Raw genomic sequence first — 19016 nt, 5'->3', positions numbered from 1 at the left:
TGTCCTTGGCCGATCAGGCCGCCAGGCGGGAAAGGTCGGCCACGCGGTTCATGGCGTCATGCAGACGCTTGAGCAGCGCCTGGCGGTTGGCCCGCAGCGCCGCGTCGTCGGCATTGACCATGACATGGTCGAAGAAGGCATCCACCGGCGCCTTCAGGGCCGCCAGGGCCTTGAGGGAGCCCGCGTAGTCGTGCTGCTCAAAGCGCTCGTCCGCCTGCGGACCCACCGACGCCAGCGCCTCCGCCAGGGCCCGCTCGGCCGCTTCCTGCAGCAGCTCGGGCTTGACCTCGGTCGGCAGCTCGCCTTCGATCTTCTTGAGGATGTTGCCCACCCGCTTGTTGGCCGCCGCCAGCGACGCAGATTCGGGCAGCGCCGCAAAGCTGCGCACCGCTTCCAGACGACGCGGAACGTCCCCCAGCCGCGCCGGCGCCAGGGCCAGCACGGCATCGACTTCCTGGGCGCTGAAGCCCTGGTCGCGCAGGCTGACCGCCAGGCGGTCGGCGAAGAAGCTCAGCAACGCATCGGTCGGGTCCTGGATCAGCTCGCCAAAGGCCGGCAAGGCCGACTGGATCAGCGCCGGCAGCTCCAGCGGCAGATTCTTTTCCACCAGGATGCGGATCACACCCAGCGCATGGCGGCGCAGGGCAAAGGGGTCCTTGTCGCCAGTGGGCAATTGGCCGATGCCGAACAGGCCCACCAGCGTCTCGAGCTTGTCCGCCAGCGCCACCACCGTGCCAGTATGGTTGCGCGGCAGCGCGTCGCCCGCAAAACGCGGCTTGTAATGGTCTTCGATGGCGATGGCGACCCCGTCGCGCAGGCCTTCATGACGGGCGTAGTAGCCGCCCATGATGCCCTGCAGCTCGGGGAACTCGCCCACCATGTCCGTCAGCAGGTCGGCCTTGGCCAGCAGCGAGGCTTCCTTGACCTTGCTGTCCAGCACATCGAATTCGTCCTTGGCTTCCACCGTGTAGGGCAGCGTGGCCATGCGCAACTGGTTGACGATGCCGTGGGCAATCGCCCGCACCCGCTCGCTGCGGTCGCCCTGGCTGCCCAGCTTGCCGTGGTAGACCACCTTGGCCAGGCCCCCCACCCGGTCCGCCAGCGTGCGCTTGCGGTCCTGGTCGAAGAAGAACTTGGCATCGGCCAGGCGCGGACGCACCACACGCTCATTGCCTTCGATGACCGCGCTGGCATCTTCCGGATGGATGTTGCTCACCACCAGGAAGTGGTTCGTCAACTTGCCGTGCCCGTCCAGCAGCGGGAAGTACTTCTGGTTGGCCTTCATCGTCAAAATGAGGCATTCCTGCGGCACCGCCAGGAACTCGGCTTCGAACTGGCAGGCCAGCACATTGGGCAGCTCGACCAGGGCGCAGACCTCGTCCAGCAGCTCCGGCGCGTCGATCGGGGTCAGGCCCAGCGGCTCGGCCTTGGCCTGCAGCTGGCGAACGATGTCCGCGCGGCGCTGCTCGAAGGAGACGATGACGGCGCCCTCTTCCCGCAGTTGCTGCTGGTAGCTGTCGGCCTGGCGCAGCTCGATCTGCGACTGGCGGGCTTCGAAGCGATGGCCGCGCGTCGTCCGGCCGGCCTGCAGCCCCAGGGCCGACACGGGCACCACCGCGTCCCCATGCAGCGCCACCAGACCATGGGCGGGACGCACGAACTTCACGTCGCTCCAGCCATCGGCCAGTTGATAGGTCATGACCTTGGGAATGGGCAGGCGGGCCAGGGCCTCGTCCAGCGCCTTCTGCAGGCCCTGCACCAGCGTGACGCCGGGCACGACCGTGTCCAGGAACAAGGCTTCGGCCTTGCCGTCCGGCGCGCGCTTGAGCTGCGGCACCACCGACGCATCCGCCCCCGCCGCCGCCAGCTTCTTCAGCAGCGCCGGCGTGGGCTGACCCGCGGCGTCCAGCGCCACGCTCACCGGCATGAGCTTTTGCTGCACCGCGCGGTCGGCCGCCTTGTCAGCCACCTGGCCGATGTGCACCGCCAGCCGGCGCGGCGTCGCGAAAGGGGTGACCACGGCATCCGCCGCGGCCAGGCCCTGGCTGCGCAGGCTGTCGGCCAGCACGGCAGCGAAGGACTCGCCGAGCTTCTTCAGCGCCTTGGGCGGAAGTTCTTCGACAAACAGTTCAACCAGCAGAGGGGAGGTGGGGATGTGGCTCATGTCGGTCGTCGGGCTCAGGCCGCCTTCTTGTCGCTGTTCTTCTTCTCGATCTGGGCGAGCACGTCGTCCGCCCAGTCCTTGGGCGCCATCGGGAAGCCCAGCCGCGCCCGGCTGTCCACATAGCTCTGCGCCACGGCACGGGCCAGGTTGCGGATGCGGCCGATGTAGGCGGCACGCTCGGTCACGCTGATGGCGCCCCGGGCGTCGAGCAGGTTGAAGGTGTGGCCGGCCTTGAGCAGTTGCTCGTAGGCGGGCAGCGCCAGTTGCTGCTCCATCAGGAACTTGGACTGCTTTTCATGGGCGCCAAAGGCCTGCAGCAGGAAGTCGACGTCGCTGTATTCGAAGTTGTAGGTGGACTGTTCCACCTCGTTCTGGTGGAACACGTCGCCGTAGGTCAGCACACGACCGGACGGCGAGGTGGCGTCGGAATAGACCAGGTCATAGACCGAGGCCTTGTTCTGCAGGTACATCGCCAGCCGTTCCAGGCCGTAGGTGATCTCGCCGGTGATCGGCTTGCAGTCGATGCCGCCCACCTGCTGGAAGTAGGTGAACTGCGTGACTTCCATGCCATTGAGCCAGACCTCCCAGCCCAGGCCCCAGCAGCCGAGGGTGGGGTTCTCCCAGTCGTCCTCGACGAAGCGCACGTCGTTCTTCTTCAGGTCCAGGCCCAGCGCTTCCAGCGAGCCCAGATACAGCTCGAGGATGTTGTCCGGTGCCGGCTTGAGCACGACCTGGTACTGGTAGTAGTGCTGCAGGCGGTTGGGGTTCTCGCCATAACGGCCGTCCTTGGGACGGCGGCTGGGCTGCACATACGCCGCCTTCCAGGGCTCCGGACCGAGCGCGCGCAGGAACGTGGCGGTGTGACTGGTCCCCGCGCCGACTTCCATGTCGTAGGGTTGCAGCAGGGCGCAGCCTTGCTTGGACCAGTATTCCTGCAGGCGAAGAATCATTTGCTGGAAAGTCAGCATGGAGCATCGACCCCTGGACAACGGGGCATATTGGAGAAAGCGCCCATTCTAGGGAAGTTCTGGCTCAGGCCGACCGCCGCGCACGCATCCCGGACTGCCCCCGGGACGGCATCCGGCCCCCCGCGAGGCCCAGCCCCACGCCCAGTACCGCCACCAGCCACAGCGGCCACAACCCCGCCGCAGCCAGCCAGCGGGCATACGGCGTCTCGCCGCGACGACCTTCGACGGTCACTTCCAGCACGCCCGCCTGCTCCGCCGGCAGACGCGCCCGCACCTGCCCCTGATGGTCCACCAGCGCAGTGGCCCCGGTATTGGTGGCCCGCACGATCGGACGCTGGAACTCCAGCGCCCGCATCTGCGAGAACTGCAGATGCTGGTCCTGCACCATGCGGGGCCCGAACCAGGCCAGGTTGCTGGCATTGACAAACACAGTGGCCGACGCCTCGCCCTGGTCCAGGGCGCTGGCCACCACATCCTCGCCGAACAGATCCTCATAACAGATCAGCGGACGCAGCCGCTGCCCGCCCAGCACCAGCGCCCGTTGATGGGTGCCGTGGGCCTGGTCATCCATCGGGATGCGCATGGCGCGGACAAACCAGTGAAAGCCCGGCGGAATGAATTCCCCGAAAGGCAGCAGGTGGCGCTTGCCGTAGTCGTACGGCTGGGCCACGCCCAGGGCGACCAGGGAGTTCACAAACCCTTGCTGCTCATTGCCCAGGAAGGTGCCCAGCAGCAGCGGGCGCTGTTGCGCGGCCTGTTGCAGGCGCGCGACCGAGGTCGGCTCCAGCCAGGCCAGGGGCAGCGGCAGCACCGATTCCGGCGTGATCACCACCTGGCCACGGGCGGATTCGACCAGGGCCGACAAGCGGTTCAGGTTGTCGTCGAAGCGGTCCTTGTCGAATTTCTGGTCCTGCGGAATGTTGGGCTGCACCAGGGAGACGGCCAAGCTGCCGGCCGGCTGCGTGAAGTCCCGGGGCAGCAGCGGCCCCAGCGCGCCGATGCCCAGCAGCAGGACGCCCAGCTGACGCCAGGCCCCCAGGGCCAGCGACGCCGCCAGCGCAGCGCTCAAGGCGGCGATACCGTAGACGCCTATCCACGGCGCAAAAACCGCCAGCGGCCCCTGGGTGTGGGCATAGCCGCTGGCAATCCACGGGAAACCGGTGAACAGCGTCGCCCGGCCCAGCTCGGCCGCCAGCCACAGGGCCGCAGCCCCCAGCGCGCGGGTCCAGGCCGGCCCCGACAGGCGTGCCGCCAGGCCCAGCGCCAGCGCGTAATACAGAGACAGGAAGGCCGCCAGCAGCAGCACCGCCAGCGCCGAGACGGCCGCCGGCAGATGACCGAAGTCATGCATGCTGATGTAGAGCCACCACAGTCCGGAGGCCAGCCAGCCTACGCCGAACAGTCCGCCCAGCAGGGCGGCACGGCGCGGCCGACTGCCCAGCGCGGCCCAGAAGAGCGCCGCCAGGGCCAGCGGCTGCAACCACCAGGCGGGGCTGGGCGCGAACGCACCGGTCTGCAGCACGCCCGCCAGCAGCGCCAGCAGGGGGTGACGCAGCACGGACAGGCGCGAAGGGGCGGGCAGACCGCCCTGCCCCAGGAAAGAACCCGCGCCGCGCATCAGCCGCTGCTGTCGTCGGCTTCAGTGGCGGGTACGCGGATCACCTTGAACCAGCGCACCGCACCGCCGCGGTTGATCATGACCGCAAAGCGCAGGCCGGCCAGATCGACCGACTCCCCCCGACGGGGCACCCGGCCATGCTCATGGGCGACCATGCCGCCGATGGTGTCGAAGTCCTGGTCCGGCAGGGTCAGGCCGAACGCCTCGTTCACCGCGCCGATGGTGGCGTCCCCGGCCACCCGGAAACTGCCGTCGGCCAGGGTGTAGATGCCGGCATCGCTATGGCCGACGTCGAATTCGTCCTCGATCTCGCCAACGATCTCCTCCAACACGTCCTCGATCGTGATCAGGCCGGCGGTGTTGCCGAACTCGTCGATCACGATGGCCAGATGGTTGCGGTTGGAGCGGAAATCCCGCAGCAGCTCGTTCAGGCCCTTGCTCTCAGGCACGAAAACTGCCGGGCGCAGCAACGCACGCAGGTTCAGCTCGGGCGCCCGCTGGAGCTTGAGCAGATCCTTGGCGAGCAGAATGCCGATGATGTTGTCCCGCTGCCCGTCATACACGGGGAAGCGGGAATGGCCGGTGTCGATCACCGCACCCAGCAGTTCATCCACACTGGCGTGGATGTCCAGCAGGTCCATGCGGGGCGCTGCCACCATCACATCGCCGGCACTGAGCTCGGCCATGCGCAGCACGCCTTCCAGCATCTGCCGGGACTCGGGCGCGATGAGCTCACGTTCTTCGGCCTCCGCCAGGGTCTCCATCAACTCGCTGGTGGAGTCGGGGCCCGGATGGAGGAATTCAAGGACGCGGTCCAGAAGACCGCGATGGTCGTTGCCACGCCCGCCATGTTTGGCGGGCCGACTAGGCTGAGGTTCAGACACTGCAGTGTGTGCCGTGGTGGAGGAGGCGTCAGAATAACGCATTGACATTGACATTCGCTTGAACCACAGTCTTTCGCCCCCATTTGCCGGGCCCAAGCTCCTTACTTTTGGTTGTACACCATGTCGACAGCAGCATCGAATGCACCCGCAGCCTCAGCAGCCCCAGCGGAGGGACCCTCGGCCGCTCCCGGCCTGATCCCCGCCACCATCCTCACCGGGTTCCTCGGGTCGGGCAAGACGACGCTGCTCAAGCGCGTCCTGACCGAAACCCATGGCCAGAAGATCGCCGTGATCGAGAACGAGTTCGGCGAGGAGAACATCGACAACGACATCCTGGTGAGCGACACCCAGGAACAGATCATCCAGCTGAGCAACGGCTGCGTCTGCTGCACCATCCGCGAGGACCTGCGCACCACCCTGACCGACCTGGCGCGCCGCCGCCGCACCGGCGAGCTGGATTTCGAGCGCGTGGTGATCGAAACCACCGGCCTGGCCGACCCCGGCCCGGTGGCCCAGACCTTCTTCATGGATGACGAGATCGCGGAAACCTTCCTGCTGGACTCCATCCTGACCCTGGTGGACGCCAAACATGCCGGGGACCAGCTCGACACCCGCCAGGAAGCGCGCCGCCAGGTCGGTTTTGCCGACCAGATCTTCCTGAGCAAGACCGATCTGGTGGACGACGCCGCCGTGGACGCCCTGGCCCACCGCCTCAAGCACATGAACCCGCGCGCGCCGCAGCGCCGGGTGCATTTCGGCGAAGTGCCCATTTCCGAGGTGTTCGACCTGCGCGGCTTCAATCTGAATGCCAAGCTGGAGATCGACCCCGAATTCCTGAGCGTGGAGGAGCATGACCACGACCACGATCACGACCACGATCACGGTCACGGCCATGACCACCATGGGCATGACCACGACCATGAACACGGGGAGCACTGCAACCACCCCCACCATCACCACCATGACGACGACGTGAAGTCCTTCGTCTTCCGCTCGGACCGGCCCTTCAACCCGGCCAAGCTGGAAGACTTCCTGGGCGCGATCGTGCAGGTCTATGGTCCGAAGATGCTCCGTTACAAGGGGGTCCTGAACATGAAGGGCACCGACAAAAAGGTCATTTTCCAGGGCGTGCACCAGCTGATGGGCTCGGACCTGGGCCCAAAGTGGGCGCCGGAAGAACCCCGAATCAGCAAATTGGTCTTCATTGGTATCGATTTGCCGAAAGACATCCTGCTTCAGGGGCTGGAAGGCTGCCTGGCTTAGTGACACACTGTTTGATCGGTCCGGGATGCGGGACGTGGCTACAATCGCCGCGCCCATGCCCGGACTGGCAGGTCCGCCCTCGCTGATAAGCGCCGCTAGGAGAGTAACGTGAGCAAGACCCCGGCCTCCAAGACCAGTGCACCGAAGGCAGGCGCCAAGGTTGCCAAGCCTGTGGCGGCCAAGGCCGCAAGTAGCGCTGACGCCCCCGAGGCGGACGCTCCTGACAGTTCGGTCGCCACGCTGGACGCTCCCGTCCAGCGCGCGACTGCCTCTTCAACCCTGAATCAGAACACCCGCACCGCCGTGAAAGCCGACCCCAAACTCGCCAATGCCTGGAAATCCAAGCCCGGTGCTGAACTGACTGACGCTGAAGTGCTGGCCATGCCGGACAGCGAATACATGAACGACAAGCAGGTGGAGTTCTTCCGCGCCAAGCTGACCCAGCTCAAGGAAGACATCCTGTCCAACGCCGGTGAAACCACCGAGCACCTGCGTGAAGACACCTCCATCGTCCCCGATCCGGCCGACCGTGCCACCATCGAGGAAGAACACGCCCTGGAACTGCGCACCCGCGACCGCGAGCGCAAGCTGCTGAAGAAGATCATGCAGTCGCTGACCCGTCTGGACAGCGGCGAATATGGTTACTGCGACGAAACCGGTGAACCCATCGGCCTGGGCCGGCTGATCGCCCGCCCGACCGCCACCCTGTCGCTGGAAGCTCAGCAACGCCGTGAACTCAAGCAGAAGATGTTTGGGGACTGAGGTCTGCTGACCTGACCCGCATCGATGTCCGGAACTGTCCAGAGAGAAGCCACCAAAGCATGACCGACTCCACCACCAAAGACGGCGAGAGCTTCTTCCGCAAGGTGGCTCGGTTCGTCGCCAACCCGACGACGGACTGGGCGGAAATCAACTCGCGCCAGGACGACCCGGAAGCGGACGCGGCCAAGGCCGAGCTGCGCGCCATGGTCGAGCGCAAGCGGCGCAACGACTTCGTCCGCAAGCGCGAGCTGGACATGCTGCGCCGCATCCGCCGGGAAGGCCTGACCCCCGAGCAACTGGCGGCGCTGGGCGGTCATGCCACCTCCGGCATCGACGAACTGGGCCGCATCAGCGAGATCAACGGCAGCCAGACCAGCATCAAGTCCAAGATCGACCAGATCGAGCAGCAGATGGTGGGCGAGAGCTTCGCGCCCACCCAGGTGCAGGGCCAGCATCCGCCGGCTTTCTTTGAAACCAGCACCCGGCCGGTCAATTTCAATCCCACCCAGCCCGCTGACAACATCGGCGCCCGTGCCCCGGCCTTCGCCCCGCCGCCCGCCACCGTGGAGCGGCTGGACCTGTCCCCCGCGCCGTCGGCCGCCAACATGGGCTCGGGCCTGTCGCCGCAGAGCACCGGTGCCGCAGCGCCCATCCCCGAACTCAAGGCCGCCATCCCGACCCTGACCTTCCCGGTCGCCGACCCGAGCGATGTGGAAGTCAACGAGGTGGTGCACGACGCCGAACTGGACGAAGCCGTCATTGCCTTCGCCAACGGCGACTACGAACACTGCGAACGCAGCCTGGCCGACCTGACCCGTGAAGGCGGCCCTCGCCACACCCATGCCGACACCTGGCTGGTGCTGTTCGACCTCTACCGCGCCACCGGCCAGCAAGCCAAGTTCGAAAATCTGGCCAACGACTACGCCCAGCAGTTCGGCCTGTCGTCGCCGCAGTGGTTCTCGCTGCCCAAGCTGGTGGCCGAAGCGGTGCAGCAGGAACGCGCCCCGCGCGGCAACAGCACCACGGTGGCCTGGTCCTGCCCGGAATATCTGGACGTGGACGGCGTGCTGCAGATGCGCAGCCGCTGCGAGAACCTGCCCCTGCCCTGGGTGCTGGACTTCCAGAACCTGCGCCAGATCGATCCGGAAGCCTGTGCCCGCCTGCGGGAAGTCTTCCGCGCCTGGGCCCCGCAGGCGCTGGACCTGCGCTGGCTGGCCGGCGACCACTTCTTCCAGGTCCTCAAGGACCAGGCCCCGGTCGGCGCGCGTGATGCCGACCCGGTCTACTGGATGGTGCGCCTGGAGGCGCTGCGTCTGGCCAACCGTCCGGACCAGTTCGACGAAGTTGCCATCGACTACTGCGTCACCTATGAAGTCTCGCCGCCCTCCTGGGAAAAGGCGGAGGCCCATGTGCGGGTCAGCGGCAACAGCCTGTCGACCGCGTCGCCCCATTCGTCGGTGCAGCCGGCCATGGACACCGGCATCAGCTTCCTCGAATCGACCATCACCGATGCGCTCAGCACGGCGGCCCAGATGGAGCTGTCCGGCCAGCTCAGCGGCGACATCAGCGAAACCCTGAAGCTGATGACGGATCAGCTGGGCCCCGCCTCGCTGGTCAACATCGCCTGCCCAAAGCTGATCCGCCTGGACTTCATGGCCGCTGGCGACCTGCTGAACTGGGTGCTGGCCCGCCGCAGCGAAAACCGCGCGGTCCAGTTCACCGACGCCCACCGCCTGGTGGCCCTGTTCTTTGGTGCCATGGGCATCAATGAACATGCCCGGGTCAAGGTCCGGCACGTCTGACGGCAGACGGCTCCTGAAACGCCCCCAAAGAACGGTCTCCAGGGTCCCCCGGAGACCGTTTTTCATGGGGTGTCTGTCAGGCCTGGCCGAAGTGTCGGCGTGCACCGCGCACAACCCTGCCGCCGTGTCTCCTTTCGTCCGTTTTCCCTCTTGTGAATCCCGCATCCGCCCCACACTTGGAGAGTCCAAGGCTGTTTGCCCGGCTCCGCCATGTCACAAGAATCCTCCCCCTTGCCGCCCTATCACGGCACCACCATCGTCAGTGTCCGCCGCGGCAACCAGGTTGCCATCGGCGGTGACGGCCAGGTGACCCTGGGCACCATCGTTGTCAAATCCACCGCCCGCAAGGTGCGCAAGCTCTATCAGGGCAAGGTCCTGGCGGGTTTTGCCGGTGCAACGGCGGATGCGTTCACCCTCTTCGAGCGCTTCGAGGCCAAGCTCGAGAAATACGAGGGCAACCTCACCCGGGCCGCCGTGGAGCTGACCCGCGACTGGCGCACCGACCGCGTGCTGCGCCGCCTGGAAGCCATGCTGGCCGTGGCGGACCGCACGACCTCGCTGATCATCACCGGCAACGGCGACGTGCTGGAGCCGGAACAGGGCATCGTGGCCATCGGCTCGGGCGGCGCCTATGCGCAGGCGGCCGCCAAGGCCCTGCTCAACCACAGCGAGCTCAGCGCCGCTGACATCGTCAAGCAGTCGCTGGTCATCGCGGGTGAGATCTGCATCTACACCAATGGCAACCACACGCTGGAAGTACTGGAATGAGCGCTAGCATGACGCCGCAGGAAATCGTCTCCGAACTGGACCGCCACATCGTCGGCCAGGCGGATGCCAAACGGGCCGTGGCCATCGCGCTGCGCAACCGCTGGCGCCGTCAGCAGGTGGACGACAAGCTGCGCTCGGAAATCACCCCCAAGAATATCCTGATGATCGGCCCCACCGGCGTGGGCAAGACCGAGATCGCCCGCCGTCTGGCCAAGCTGGCCGACGCCCCCTTCATCAAGGTGGAAGCCACCAAGTTCACCGAAGTGGGCTATGTGGGCAAGGACGTGGACAGCATCATCCGCGACCTGGTGGACATCGCCGTGAAGCAGGAGCGCGAGCGCCAGATGCGCCTGCAGCGCACCCGTGCAGAAGATGCCGCCGAGGAACGCATCCTGGATGTGCTGGTGCCCCCGCCCCGCTCCACCGGCTTCACCCCCAGCGACAGCACGACCGCAGCGACCGGCGAAAACACCGCCCGCCAGACCATGCGCAAGCGCCTGCGCGAGGGCTCGATGGACGACAAGGAAATCGAGATCGAGCTGGCCGAGCCCAAGCCCACCATGGAGATCATGGGGCCGCAGGGCATGGAAGAGATGACCGAGCAGCTCAAGGGCCTGTTCTCGCAGATGGGCCAGGCCCGTCGCAAGACGCGCAAGGTGCGCATCGGCGAAGCCATGAAGCTGCTGGTGGAGGAAGAAGCCGCCAAGCTGGTGAACGAGGACGAGATCAAGACCACCGCCCTGACGAATGCGCAGGACAACGGCATCGTCTTCATCGACGAGATCGACAAGGTCGCCAGCCGGTCCGAGCACGGCGGTGCGGATGTCTCCCGCCAGGGCGTGCAGCGCGACCTGCTGCCGCTGGTGGAAGGCACCACCGTCAACACCAAGTACGGCATGGTGAAGACGGACCACATCCTCTTCATCGCCTCGGGCGCCTTCCATCTCAGCAAGCCCAGCGACCTGATCCCCGAGTTGCAGGGGCGTTTCCCCATCCGGGTGGAGCTCAAGTCGCTGTCGGTGGCCGACTTTGAAGCGATTCTCTCCAGCACGCATGCCAGCCTGGTCAAGCAATACCAGGCGCTGCTGGCCACCGAAGGCCTCACGCTGGAGCTCAGCCAGGACGGTATCCGCCGACTGGCGCAGATCGCCTACGAGGTGAACGAACGCACCGAGAACATCGGCGCGCGGCGCCTGTCCACCGTGCTGGAGCGGCTGCTGGACGACATCAGCTTCGACGCCCACAAGCACGCCGGCCAGACCATCACCCTGGACGGCGCGGCCGTGGACGGCAAGCTCGGCGCCCTGGCGCAGAACGAGGATCTGAGCCGCTTCATCCTCTGATCAGGGATCGGCGGGGATCAACGCGAGTCCTTGGGCGGGACGCCAGTCGGGACTTCCCACCACCCGTCGTGAAAACAAGACGCCAGGGCGACCCCCTGGCGTTTTTTCTATTGGCTTCACTTCGGAAATGCCTACAGTGCCCGGCCAGCGCATCAGGCGACTCCGCTGCGCACAGCCCGGACAACCGCCTTGCTCCCTCGCCCGTTTGAAGCCTCATGATTGACGATACCGCCCGACGAGAAGTCCTGGCCCGCCTGCGGCGCGCCGAAGTTGAACACGACGCCAAGGTGTTGCTGGCGGTGGAGTCCGGGAGCCGGGCCTGGGGATTCGCGTCGCCCAACAGCGACTACGACGCCCGCTTCATCTATGTGCATCGACCGGAGCGCTACCTGTCGGTGGGGCTGGAGGAGCAGCGGGACGTCATCGAATATCCGATCGTGGATGACATGGACATCAACGGCTGGGACCTGCGCAAGGCGCTTCGCCTGTTCTGGAAGTCCAACCCGGGGTTTGTCGAATGGGTGCAATCGCCCATCGTCTATGAGAAGAACGGCAGCTTTCACCGCCGTGCGCTGGCGCTGCTGCCCACCGTCTATTCGGTGGAGCGCGGCATCTACCACTACCGCAGCATGGCGCAGACCAACTTCCGGGGCTACCTGCAGAACGAGCAGGTGCCACTGAAGAAGTACTTCTACGTGCTGCGTCCGCTGCTGTCGGTCCGGTGGTTGGAGCGTTATCAGCGGCCGGCGCCGATCGAGTTCCAGCGGCTGCTGGAGATGGCGGACAAGGTGCCCGGCCTGGTGCCGGCGATCCAGGACCTGCTGGTGCTCAAGCAATCGTCCCCGGAGATGGGCTTGTCGCCCCAGGTGCCGGTCATTCAGCGCTTTATCGAGCAAGAGCTGCAGCGACTGGAGCACATCCGCCCCGACCCGCAGCCGCGTGCGGAAGTGGAGCCGTTGCTGTCGGAGCTGTTCCGGACGGTGTTGAAGGAAACCTGGGGCTGAGCGCAGCCCCGGCGGTGCGGGCCACGCGAGCCATGCAGGCCTGCGGGCTTACGGGCCTGCGCTGGGCGCAGCGCTCAGAGCGCCAGTCGATGGGACTGCAAGGCCAGCAGTCCGTCGAAGATGAGCGAGTCGATCAGCTCATGCGGGATGTCCAGCGAGGGTGACACCTTCCAGCCCGCGCCACCGGTCATCAGCGTCACCGGCACCTGACCGCAGCGGCGCACCATGTGGCGGTGCATCCGCTCGATGGCGCCGGTGATGGCGTAGTTGCCGCCGCTGGTCAGCGCATCGGAGGTGTTGGTCGGGAACTCGCGCACCTCCCCGGTTGGCACACGCAAACCCGCCGTGCCACCTTCCAACGCCCGCAGCATGATGCCGTGGCCGGGGAGGATCAAGCCGCCAAGGAAGCGGCCATCGGCGTCCAGAGCGTCCACGGTGACGGCCGTGCCCACCATCACCACCAGCGCCGGCTGCGGGGGCCGGCCCGGGTTGCGGGCCAGCACGTGGTGGCGGGCGCCGATCATCGCCACGAAGCGGTCCGTGCCCAGGCGGGTGGGATGGTCGTAGCCGTTGGTCACGCCGCCGGCCTGCGCCGAGGAGGCGACCCAGCGCGGCTCCAGGTCCCAAAGTTCCTCGAGCTGCTCTTCCACGCGGTGGCGCATGCCATCCCCCGCCACATTGCAGCCCAGCAGGCTGCCAGGCGCGGGCAGGCTGGCCCAGTCATGCTCGGCCAGTTTTTCGATGTTCTCCAGGAACTGCGCCCCATGCGCCAGCATGGGACTGCCTGGTTGCGGCCCGGCATACAGCGCCCACTTGAGGCGGGTGTTACCGATGTCGATGGCCAAAAAGCTCATAAGTTCACGCGACGCTGGGACAGACGGCAGGTTAGCAGCGTTTCTCCTCAAGACGGTGCGCGCGGGCGTCGAAGAGACTGGGGTTGGAGAGCTGACTCTCCATTTTTCTGCGTTTGATGCACCATACGGGGGCAGGTGTGGACCCAGGTCCACCGTCTCCGACTTCCGAAAGTGCCGATCATGAAGATGTCGATAGCCACCCGCCTGTGGATTCCCGTGATCGTGATGGCCACGATGACGGTGCTGATGTCCACCGGCGCTGCGGTGCGCACGCGGGCGCTGCTGGCGGCCTCGCAGGTGACGCAGGAGAAGCAGCAGCAACGCTTCGAGCTGGCGCTGCGATGGCGCGGTCTGACGGAGGCCAATGCCAGCCGTGTGCAGGGCGGGCTGGCCGCCAACGACATGGCGGTGGCCGAGGCGATGAAGGCGGACATTGCCCGCACTACCGAGACCATCACCGAGGTGCAGAAGCAGCTCGAAGCGCTGGTGGATGACGATGCCGACAAGGCCGCCATGGCAACCGTGGCCGAACGTCGCAAGGCCTACATTGCGGCGCGCAATGAAGCGATGAAGCTCAAGTCCGACGGGCAGGTCGAGGCGTCGCATGCCGCGCTCAAGCAGAAGGTGGTGCCGGCCATCGAGCAGTACCTGGAAGCGCAACAGGCGTTTGTGAAGCTGCAGCAAGCCAAGGCCACGGCGCTGCGGGAAGCCGCCGGCGCGGAGCGCATGCGCACGGTGTGGGGCGTGGCGGCGGTGATGAGTGTCATCGTGCTGCTGCTGGCGGTGGCGACGGCGTATTTCGTGCGCACCATTTCCACGCCGCTCAAGCAGCTGGTGGTCCAGGCGGGACGGATCGGGGACGGGGATCTGTCCGACCAGACGCAGCAGGTGCGCGAAGATGAAATCGGCGAGGTGCAGCAGGCCCTGGCGCAGATGACGGCCTCGCTGCGCACGATGATGATGGGCTTTCGCGGCAGTGTCGAAGCCATGCAGACGGCCAGCGCGGAAATTGCCAGCGGCAATGCGGACCTGAGCCATCGCACCGAGCAGACGGCCTCGAATCTGCAGCAGGCGGCGTCTTCGCTGGCGCAGCTCACCGGCACGGTGCAGCAAAGTGCGGACAGTGCGCGGACGGCGAATCAGTTGGCCGGCAGTGCTGCGGAAGTCGCGCAGCGAGGGGGCGCGGTCGTCGGACAGGTGGTGGGCACGATGGGCGCGATCGATGCGAGCGCCAAGAAGATCAATGACATCATCGGCGTGATCGACAGCATTGCTTTCCAAACCAACATCCTGGCACTGAATGCGGCCGTGGAGGCGGCACGGGCCGGTGAGCAAGGTCGGGGATTTGCCGTGGTGGCCAGCGAGGTGCGGGCGCTGGCGCAGCGCAGCGCGGGGGCGGCGCGCGAGATCAAGAGCCTGATCGGGGACAGCGTGTCGAAGGTGGAGGCTGGGTCTCAGCTGGTGCGGGAGGCCGGCGAGACGATGCAGGAGATCGTGGCCAGCGTGCAGCGGGTGTCGGACATCATCAGCGAGATCAGCGCCAGCACGGTGGAACAGAGCCAGGGCATCGGCAGCGTGAATGGCGCGGTGGCACAGCTGGATCAGATGACGCAGCAGAATGCGGCGCTGGTGGAAGAGTCAGCGGCCGCAGCGGAGTCGGTGAATGAGCAGGCGAGGAAGTTGACGCAGCTGGTGGCGCATTTCAGGACGGGGGAGCGGTAGTGTCTCCCCAGGCAGTCCCGGTGTACTTCGTGCGGGCTGACAACGACGACGGAGAAAGTCTGGACCTGATCGTCCGTGCACATTCCTCCGCGCAAGCCGTGGCCCTGTAGCGCGGCTATTACGAGCTGGCCGATGGGGCGCGTCCTTTATGGGCTGGCGTCGTGCCTGGCGTCACCGGCGAGGGCGTGGGTGCGGTGAGCTGGGCTGACATTCACCCCGGCTGAGGACGTAGACGGCCCGCCCCGAAAAGGCAGCCGGATGCCGCCATTACCGTCCGTCGGACTTGAGCAGGTCCACCAAGGACGGAGCGTCGAGCACCGGATGTCAGACAGCCCCACGCCTAGACGCTGCTCCACTGACACGATGGTCTTCAGCAAGCGTAGGAACTCGAAGACCAAACAGTACGCCCACCGCAAGACCCGCCACGTGCGCGGACGAAGCGACACGCTCGGAGAGCAGCTCGGCGCCCACCACGGACACGGTGACGATCCCGATGAGAGTCAGCGGGAATCCTTTTGGCAATACGCGCGGATTGCGCCACGCTGAAGCAATGAGCAGCCCGAACATCGCGAGCACGGGTGAGGAGAGGCCCAAATAGCTGTCGAATTCCGGCGTTCCAAACGCCATCTGTGCCAAGGGTCCGACGACCGTCCCGGAAGCAAAGATGATGAGAGACCTGCCGGCCCCGAACAGCCCCCAAACGATAGGTCCCGTAAACAGCAGCAACATCGCGTTGTTTGCGTAATGAGCAAGCCCTGCATGGAGGAAGCTTCCGCTCAATACACGCCACCACTGCCCCTGCTGAAGCACCTCGCTGTAGACAATCCCATACTGCTCGACCACCGACTCCAGACTGCCCAGCCTATCCTGAAGAAGCAGCTGCGTTGCTCCCGACAGTCCCAATAGCAGCGACCAGGCGACGAGCCCGACTCTTGGTGCTGCAGCCGTCTGCATCCATCGGAAGAAGAGCGCTCTTTCCCCGATACCGGAGGCGGTCCTCAATGCGGCAAAGTAATCAGTTGCGATGGTTGCTGCAACCAGCCCAAAGAGCAGTGCGTAGCTTGCATAGCGCGGTGTTCGTGTCATCAACGCAAGACCGATGAGCACGAGACAAAAGCCGGTCCAGCTAGACACGGCAAGCCGACAGCTTCGTCTCACGGCATCCATTGCGCGACCTCGAAACTGGCGCTGATAGACCGGTGGGAGAAACCTGCGGTCTCCGGGCCCCGCCACCAATGTCAGGCTGGTGGGACTCCATGAACGGAGATCGGATTTGAGCGTGTCGGCGTCTGCGTCGCGAGACACGCGATGGCGCCACTGCGCCCAGCCCTGCCCGTCATGCCTGGGCAATGATTTCAGTTCCCGCCACACGATTCCTTGTCCTTCAGAGAAGCACCGTCAATGAAAGCTCGGTCTGTAAGCCAGCGAATCTGAATGCTGCTGTTTTGCGGCTTGCTCCGTCAATGACAAAGATCGGCAGGGAGCGTGAGCGCTAGTGCCACTGGGCATCTTCGACAATCGCGTCGGCGGCGGAGTCGGTGAATGAGCTGGGAGCGGAAGCTGACGCAGTGGGTGGCACGGTTCAGGATCGGCGCGTGGCGCGCCGCGCCCCCATCACCCACCCGCCGGATCTGCTTTACCGTCCGTCGGACTTGAGCAGGTCCACCAAGGACGGGTCCAGGCCCTTGGGCGGCTGGCTGCAATCGGCCTCCACCCACTTGTAGACGGTGGTTTGCTCCATCTTCACGGGCGTCCCCTGGGGCGTGGTGCCTTCCATCTTCCAATTCAGCGTCGCGCTCGTTTTGCCGCTGACCTTGTAGGTGCCTCGCCCGCTACCCTTGAGCTGCCCATTGCAGCTCATCTGGATGGTGCCGCTGTTGGCGTCGCTGGGGGATGCGGTGAAGGTGCACTGTTCCGTGCTTTGCGGCTTGGGCAATGCGAAGCTTTCGGTCTCCTGGCAGGCCAGGCTCGGAGACCCTACGGGCAGGCCGAGTTGCTGCATGCCGGACACCAGCGCGCTTTTCTGCTGCGCAGTGAGCGCGCCCTTGATGTCCAGGATCGAAGGCAGCTTCTGTCCGTTGATGGTGCCGGCTGTGCTGCTCGCCCACAGACCGGGCTTGACGTTCACCGTCTGGGCGTTGACGCCGCCAAAGGCCGCGCACAAAGCGGCGCCCAAGGCTGCCCCGCGAAAGAAATTCTTCGTCATCCCGAGTCATCCGTTGAAGTGATGGGTCCAGCTTAAGGGCGCCGGGAGGGCCGCCAGCCCCCGCTATGAGGGACTTCCGTGAGTCCGAAGCGCCATCAATGTCAGCGTTCGTTACGCACAGGCCCCGTGGCGCGTTTGGGAAGCTGCACCACCTCCACTGAAGTGCGCGCGCGCAAGGCAGCTTGCGCCTCCAGGACCGTCACGGGTCGCCGGGTCGCCGGGTTCTTACATGGGCGCCCCGTTCATGGGTGGCGTCCTGTTGCACCGATGCGCTGGTGCGCGACCATCATGAAAGACGATCGGATCCCGAGCCCTGCCAGGACAAACACACGATCCGCGAGCGCAGCGGCGCCGCTGACGTTACCCTGTGCGCCTTGTTCCACAAGAACGGGCCGACTCTGCGGAGGGACACCTGGTGCGCGGCACCAGCTTCTTCGCAGGTCCACGCCCCGCAGACCGCCTGATGACCGCTGCATCCCTACGCCCCTGGCAGGTCTCCGTCGGCGGCATCACTGCGCTGATGCTGACCGTGGGCATCGCCCGTTTCGCCTACACCCCCTTGCTGCCGCTGATGCATGCCCAGGCCGGTGTCGGGGATGCGCTCGGTGGCGGGCTCGCCGCCATCAACTACGCCGGCTACATGAGCGGCGCCTTGATCGCATCGCTGGTGGAGGCGCCGCAGTGGCGCTACCGCCTGTATCTGGCGGGCCTGCTGCTGGGCCTGCTGTCCACGGCGCTGATGCCGCTGGCGCCATCGGTGCCCCTGTGGGCGCTATCGCGGTATCTCGGCGGACTGGCCGGTGCAGCCGGCATGCTGCTGGGCTCCGGCCTGGTGCTGGGCTTTCTGATCCGGGCGGGCCGCCGGCCTGAGCTTGGGGTGCATTTCATGGGACTGGGCCTGGGCATCGTGCTCTCGGCCATCGGCGCCATGAGCATGGACGCCTTGCGATGGGACTGGGCCGCGCATTGGTGGGGATTCGTCGCCATCGGCGTCGCCCTGCTGGCCCTGGCCTGGCATTGGCGCCCTCCGCTGCCGCCGCCCCTGGCGCCAACGGCCCACACGCAAGGCACCGCGCCGAGCACCACCTGGATGCGCCTGATGCTGGCCGCCTACTTCTGCGCTGGCTGGGGATTTGTCATCCACGCCACCTTCACCGTCGCCATCGTGGAGCGACAACCCCTGCTGCAAGGGCAAGGGCCGTGGGCCTGGCTGCTGGTGGGGGTGGCGGCGACACCAGCGGTCTTCCTGTGGGACCGGATCGCACGGCGTTTTGGTGATCTGGAGGCGCTGATCGCAGCTTTCGCGTTGCAGACGCTGTCCGTGGTGTTGCCCGCCATGTCCGACGGGTTGGCCGCGGCACTCACCGGCGCACTGCTGTATGGCGCCACCTTCATCGGCCTGGTCAGCCTGACCCTGGCGCTGGTGGGCCGACGCTCACCCGGCAATCCGGGCAAGGCGATGGCTCGGCTGACACTGAGCTATGGCGCTGCACAGGTCTCGGCGCCTGCGCTGGCCGGTGCCATGGCTCAGGCCAGCGGCAGCTATCGCGGGGCGCTCTGGATCACTGCGGCGGTGCTGGTGGTCGGGCTGGTGCTGGTGGTGGCCCTGCGCAGGCTGGAGCAGCAGCGGCCTTGAAGGATCGCCACGGCCTCGGCAC

Annotated in this window: 15 protein-coding genes; 8 read left to right on the top strand and 7 right to left on the bottom strand. The window is 66.2% G+C overall.

Going from position 1 to position 19016, the window contains the following annotated elements:
- Positions 1-13: 13 nt before the first annotated feature.
- The 4 genes from glyS to DES44_RS00235 all read right to left on the bottom strand — a co-directional run bounded on the left by glyS (position 14) and on the right by DES44_RS00235 (position 5634).
- Positions 14-2164, bottom strand: a complete 2151-nt coding sequence (gene glyS, locus DES44_RS00250) for a glycine--tRNA ligase subunit beta (RefSeq protein ID WP_058936708.1) — start codon at positions 2162-2164, stop codon at positions 14-16.
- A gap of 14 nt (positions 2165-2178) precedes the next feature.
- On the bottom strand, positions 2179-3132 hold the full coding sequence (glyQ, locus tag DES44_RS00245) for a glycine--tRNA ligase subunit alpha (RefSeq protein ID WP_058936709.1): 954 nt from the start codon (positions 3130-3132) through the stop codon (positions 2179-2181).
- Between the two features lie 64 nt (positions 3133-3196).
- Positions 3197-4750, bottom strand: coding sequence for an apolipoprotein N-acyltransferase (gene lnt, locus DES44_RS00240; protein ID WP_083525898.1), 1554 nt, complete (start codon positions 4748-4750; stop codon positions 3197-3199).
- Positions 4750-5634, bottom strand: coding sequence for a CorC family transporter (locus tag DES44_RS00235; RefSeq protein ID WP_058937642.1), 885 nt, complete (start codon positions 5632-5634; stop codon positions 4750-4752). The genes lnt and DES44_RS00235 overlap by 1 nt, the downstream gene beginning before the upstream one ends.
- A 120-nt stretch (positions 5635-5754) precedes the next feature.
- Between DES44_RS00235 and DES44_RS00230 the strand changes: the two genes are divergently transcribed.
- The 6 genes from DES44_RS00230 to DES44_RS00205 all read left to right on the top strand — a co-directional run bounded on the left by DES44_RS00230 (position 5755) and on the right by DES44_RS00205 (position 12576).
- Complete coding sequence (locus DES44_RS00230) at positions 5755-6897, top strand: CobW family GTP-binding protein (protein WP_083526119.1); 1143 nt, start codon at positions 5755-5757, stop codon at positions 6895-6897.
- Between the two features lie 108 nt (positions 6898-7005).
- The gene (gene dksA / locus DES44_RS00225) at positions 7006-7659 is read left to right on the top strand and encodes an RNA polymerase-binding protein DksA (protein WP_232309857.1); all 654 of its coding nucleotides are present in this window, start codon (positions 7006-7008) and stop codon (positions 7657-7659) included.
- A 59-nt stretch (positions 7660-7718) separates the two neighbouring features.
- Positions 7719-9461: a hypothetical protein gene (locus tag DES44_RS00220; RefSeq protein WP_058936710.1), complete on the top strand. Its 1743-nt coding sequence runs from the start codon at positions 7719-7721 to the stop codon at positions 9459-9461.
- Positions 9462-9692: 231 nt separating this feature from the next.
- Complete coding sequence (gene hslV, locus DES44_RS00215) at positions 9693-10229, top strand: ATP-dependent protease subunit HslV (RefSeq protein WP_116001384.1); 537 nt, start codon at positions 9693-9695, stop codon at positions 10227-10229.
- Positions 10226-11572, top strand: coding sequence for an ATP-dependent protease ATPase subunit HslU (gene hslU, locus DES44_RS00210; protein ID WP_058936712.1), 1347 nt, complete (start codon positions 10226-10228; stop codon positions 11570-11572). The genes hslV and hslU overlap by 4 nt, the downstream gene beginning before the upstream one ends.
- Before the next feature lie 215 nt (positions 11573-11787).
- Positions 11788-12576 (top strand): nucleotidyltransferase domain-containing protein, encoded by a 789-nt coding sequence (locus DES44_RS00205; protein WP_058936713.1) that lies wholly within the window; start codon positions 11788-11790, stop codon positions 12574-12576.
- Between the two features lie 74 nt (positions 12577-12650).
- Here the strand turns inward: DES44_RS00205 and DES44_RS00200 are convergent, their stop codons facing one another.
- Complete coding sequence (locus DES44_RS00200) at positions 12651-13430, bottom strand: type III pantothenate kinase (protein ID WP_058936714.1); 780 nt, start codon at positions 13428-13430, stop codon at positions 12651-12653.
- Between the two features lie 180 nt (positions 13431-13610).
- Between DES44_RS00200 and DES44_RS25875 the strand changes: the two genes are divergently transcribed.
- Positions 13611-15152 carry a methyl-accepting chemotaxis protein gene (locus DES44_RS25875; RefSeq protein WP_083525899.1) on the top strand — a complete coding sequence of 514 codons (1542 nt, stop codon included), beginning with the start codon at positions 13611-13613 and terminating at the stop codon, positions 15150-15152.
- Positions 15153-15476: 324 nt separating this feature from the next.
- Here the strand turns inward: DES44_RS25875 and DES44_RS00190 are convergent, their stop codons facing one another.
- Both DES44_RS00190 and DES44_RS00185 read right to left on the bottom strand, forming a co-directional pair.
- A complete protein-coding gene (locus DES44_RS00190) occupies positions 15477-16286 on the bottom strand; it encodes a rhomboid family intramembrane serine protease (protein WP_211326915.1) in 810 nt (269 codons plus the stop codon).
- A 502-nt stretch (positions 16287-16788) separates the two neighbouring features.
- Positions 16789-17358, bottom strand: a complete 570-nt coding sequence (locus DES44_RS00185; RefSeq protein ID WP_058936717.1) for a DUF3617 domain-containing protein — start codon at positions 17356-17358, stop codon at positions 16789-16791.
- Positions 17359-17821: 463 nt separating this feature from the next.
- Here DES44_RS00185 and DES44_RS00180 point away from each other — a divergent pair, with 463 nt between their 5' ends.
- A complete protein-coding gene (locus DES44_RS00180; RefSeq protein ID WP_058937645.1) occupies positions 17822-18994 on the top strand; it encodes a YbfB/YjiJ family MFS transporter in 1173 nt (390 codons plus the stop codon).
- Positions 18995-19016: the final 22 nt, after the last annotated feature.

The organism is Roseateles depolymerans (assembly GCF_003387155.1).
Taxonomy (GTDB): Bacteria; Pseudomonadota; Gammaproteobacteria; order Burkholderiales; family Burkholderiaceae_C; genus Roseateles; species Roseateles depolymerans.
The sequence above is the reverse complement of the archived record's forward strand: the minus strand, read 5'-3'. Positions and strand labels throughout refer to the sequence as shown.

Excerpts from the sequence above, each read along its gene's own strand:
- glyS (WP_058936708.1), bottom strand. The coding sequence starts at position 2,164 with ATGAGCCACATCCCCACCTCCCCTCTGCTGGTTGAACTGTTTGTCGAA.
- glyQ (WP_058936709.1), bottom strand. The coding sequence starts at position 3,132 with ATGCTGACTTTCCAGCAAATGATTCTTCGCCTGCAGGAATACTGGTCC.
- lnt (WP_083525898.1), bottom strand. The coding sequence starts at position 4,750 with ATGCGCGGCGCGGGTTCTTTCCTGGGGCAGGGCGGTCTGCCCGCCCCT.
- DES44_RS00230 (WP_083526119.1), top strand. The coding sequence starts at position 5,755 with ATGTCGACAGCAGCATCGAATGCACCCGCAGCCTCAGCAGCCCCAGCG.
- DES44_RS00220 (WP_058936710.1), top strand. The coding sequence starts at position 7,719 with ATGACCGACTCCACCACCAAAGACGGCGAGAGCTTCTTCCGCAAGGTG.
- hslU (WP_058936712.1), top strand. The coding sequence starts at position 10,226 with ATGAGCGCTAGCATGACGCCGCAGGAAATCGTCTCCGAACTGGACCGC.
- DES44_RS00205 (WP_058936713.1), top strand. The coding sequence starts at position 11,788 with ATGATTGACGATACCGCCCGACGAGAAGTCCTGGCCCGCCTGCGGCGC.
- DES44_RS00200 (WP_058936714.1), bottom strand. The coding sequence starts at position 13,430 with ATGAGCTTTTTGGCCATCGACATCGGTAACACCCGCCTCAAGTGGGCG.
- DES44_RS25875 (WP_083525899.1), top strand. The coding sequence starts at position 13,611 with ATGAAGATGTCGATAGCCACCCGCCTGTGGATTCCCGTGATCGTGATG.
- DES44_RS00185 (WP_058936717.1), bottom strand. The coding sequence starts at position 17,358 with ATGACGAAGAATTTCTTTCGCGGGGCAGCCTTGGGCGCCGCTTTGTGC.
- DES44_RS00180 (WP_058937645.1), top strand. The coding sequence starts at position 17,822 with ATGACCGCTGCATCCCTACGCCCCTGGCAGGTCTCCGTCGGCGGCATC.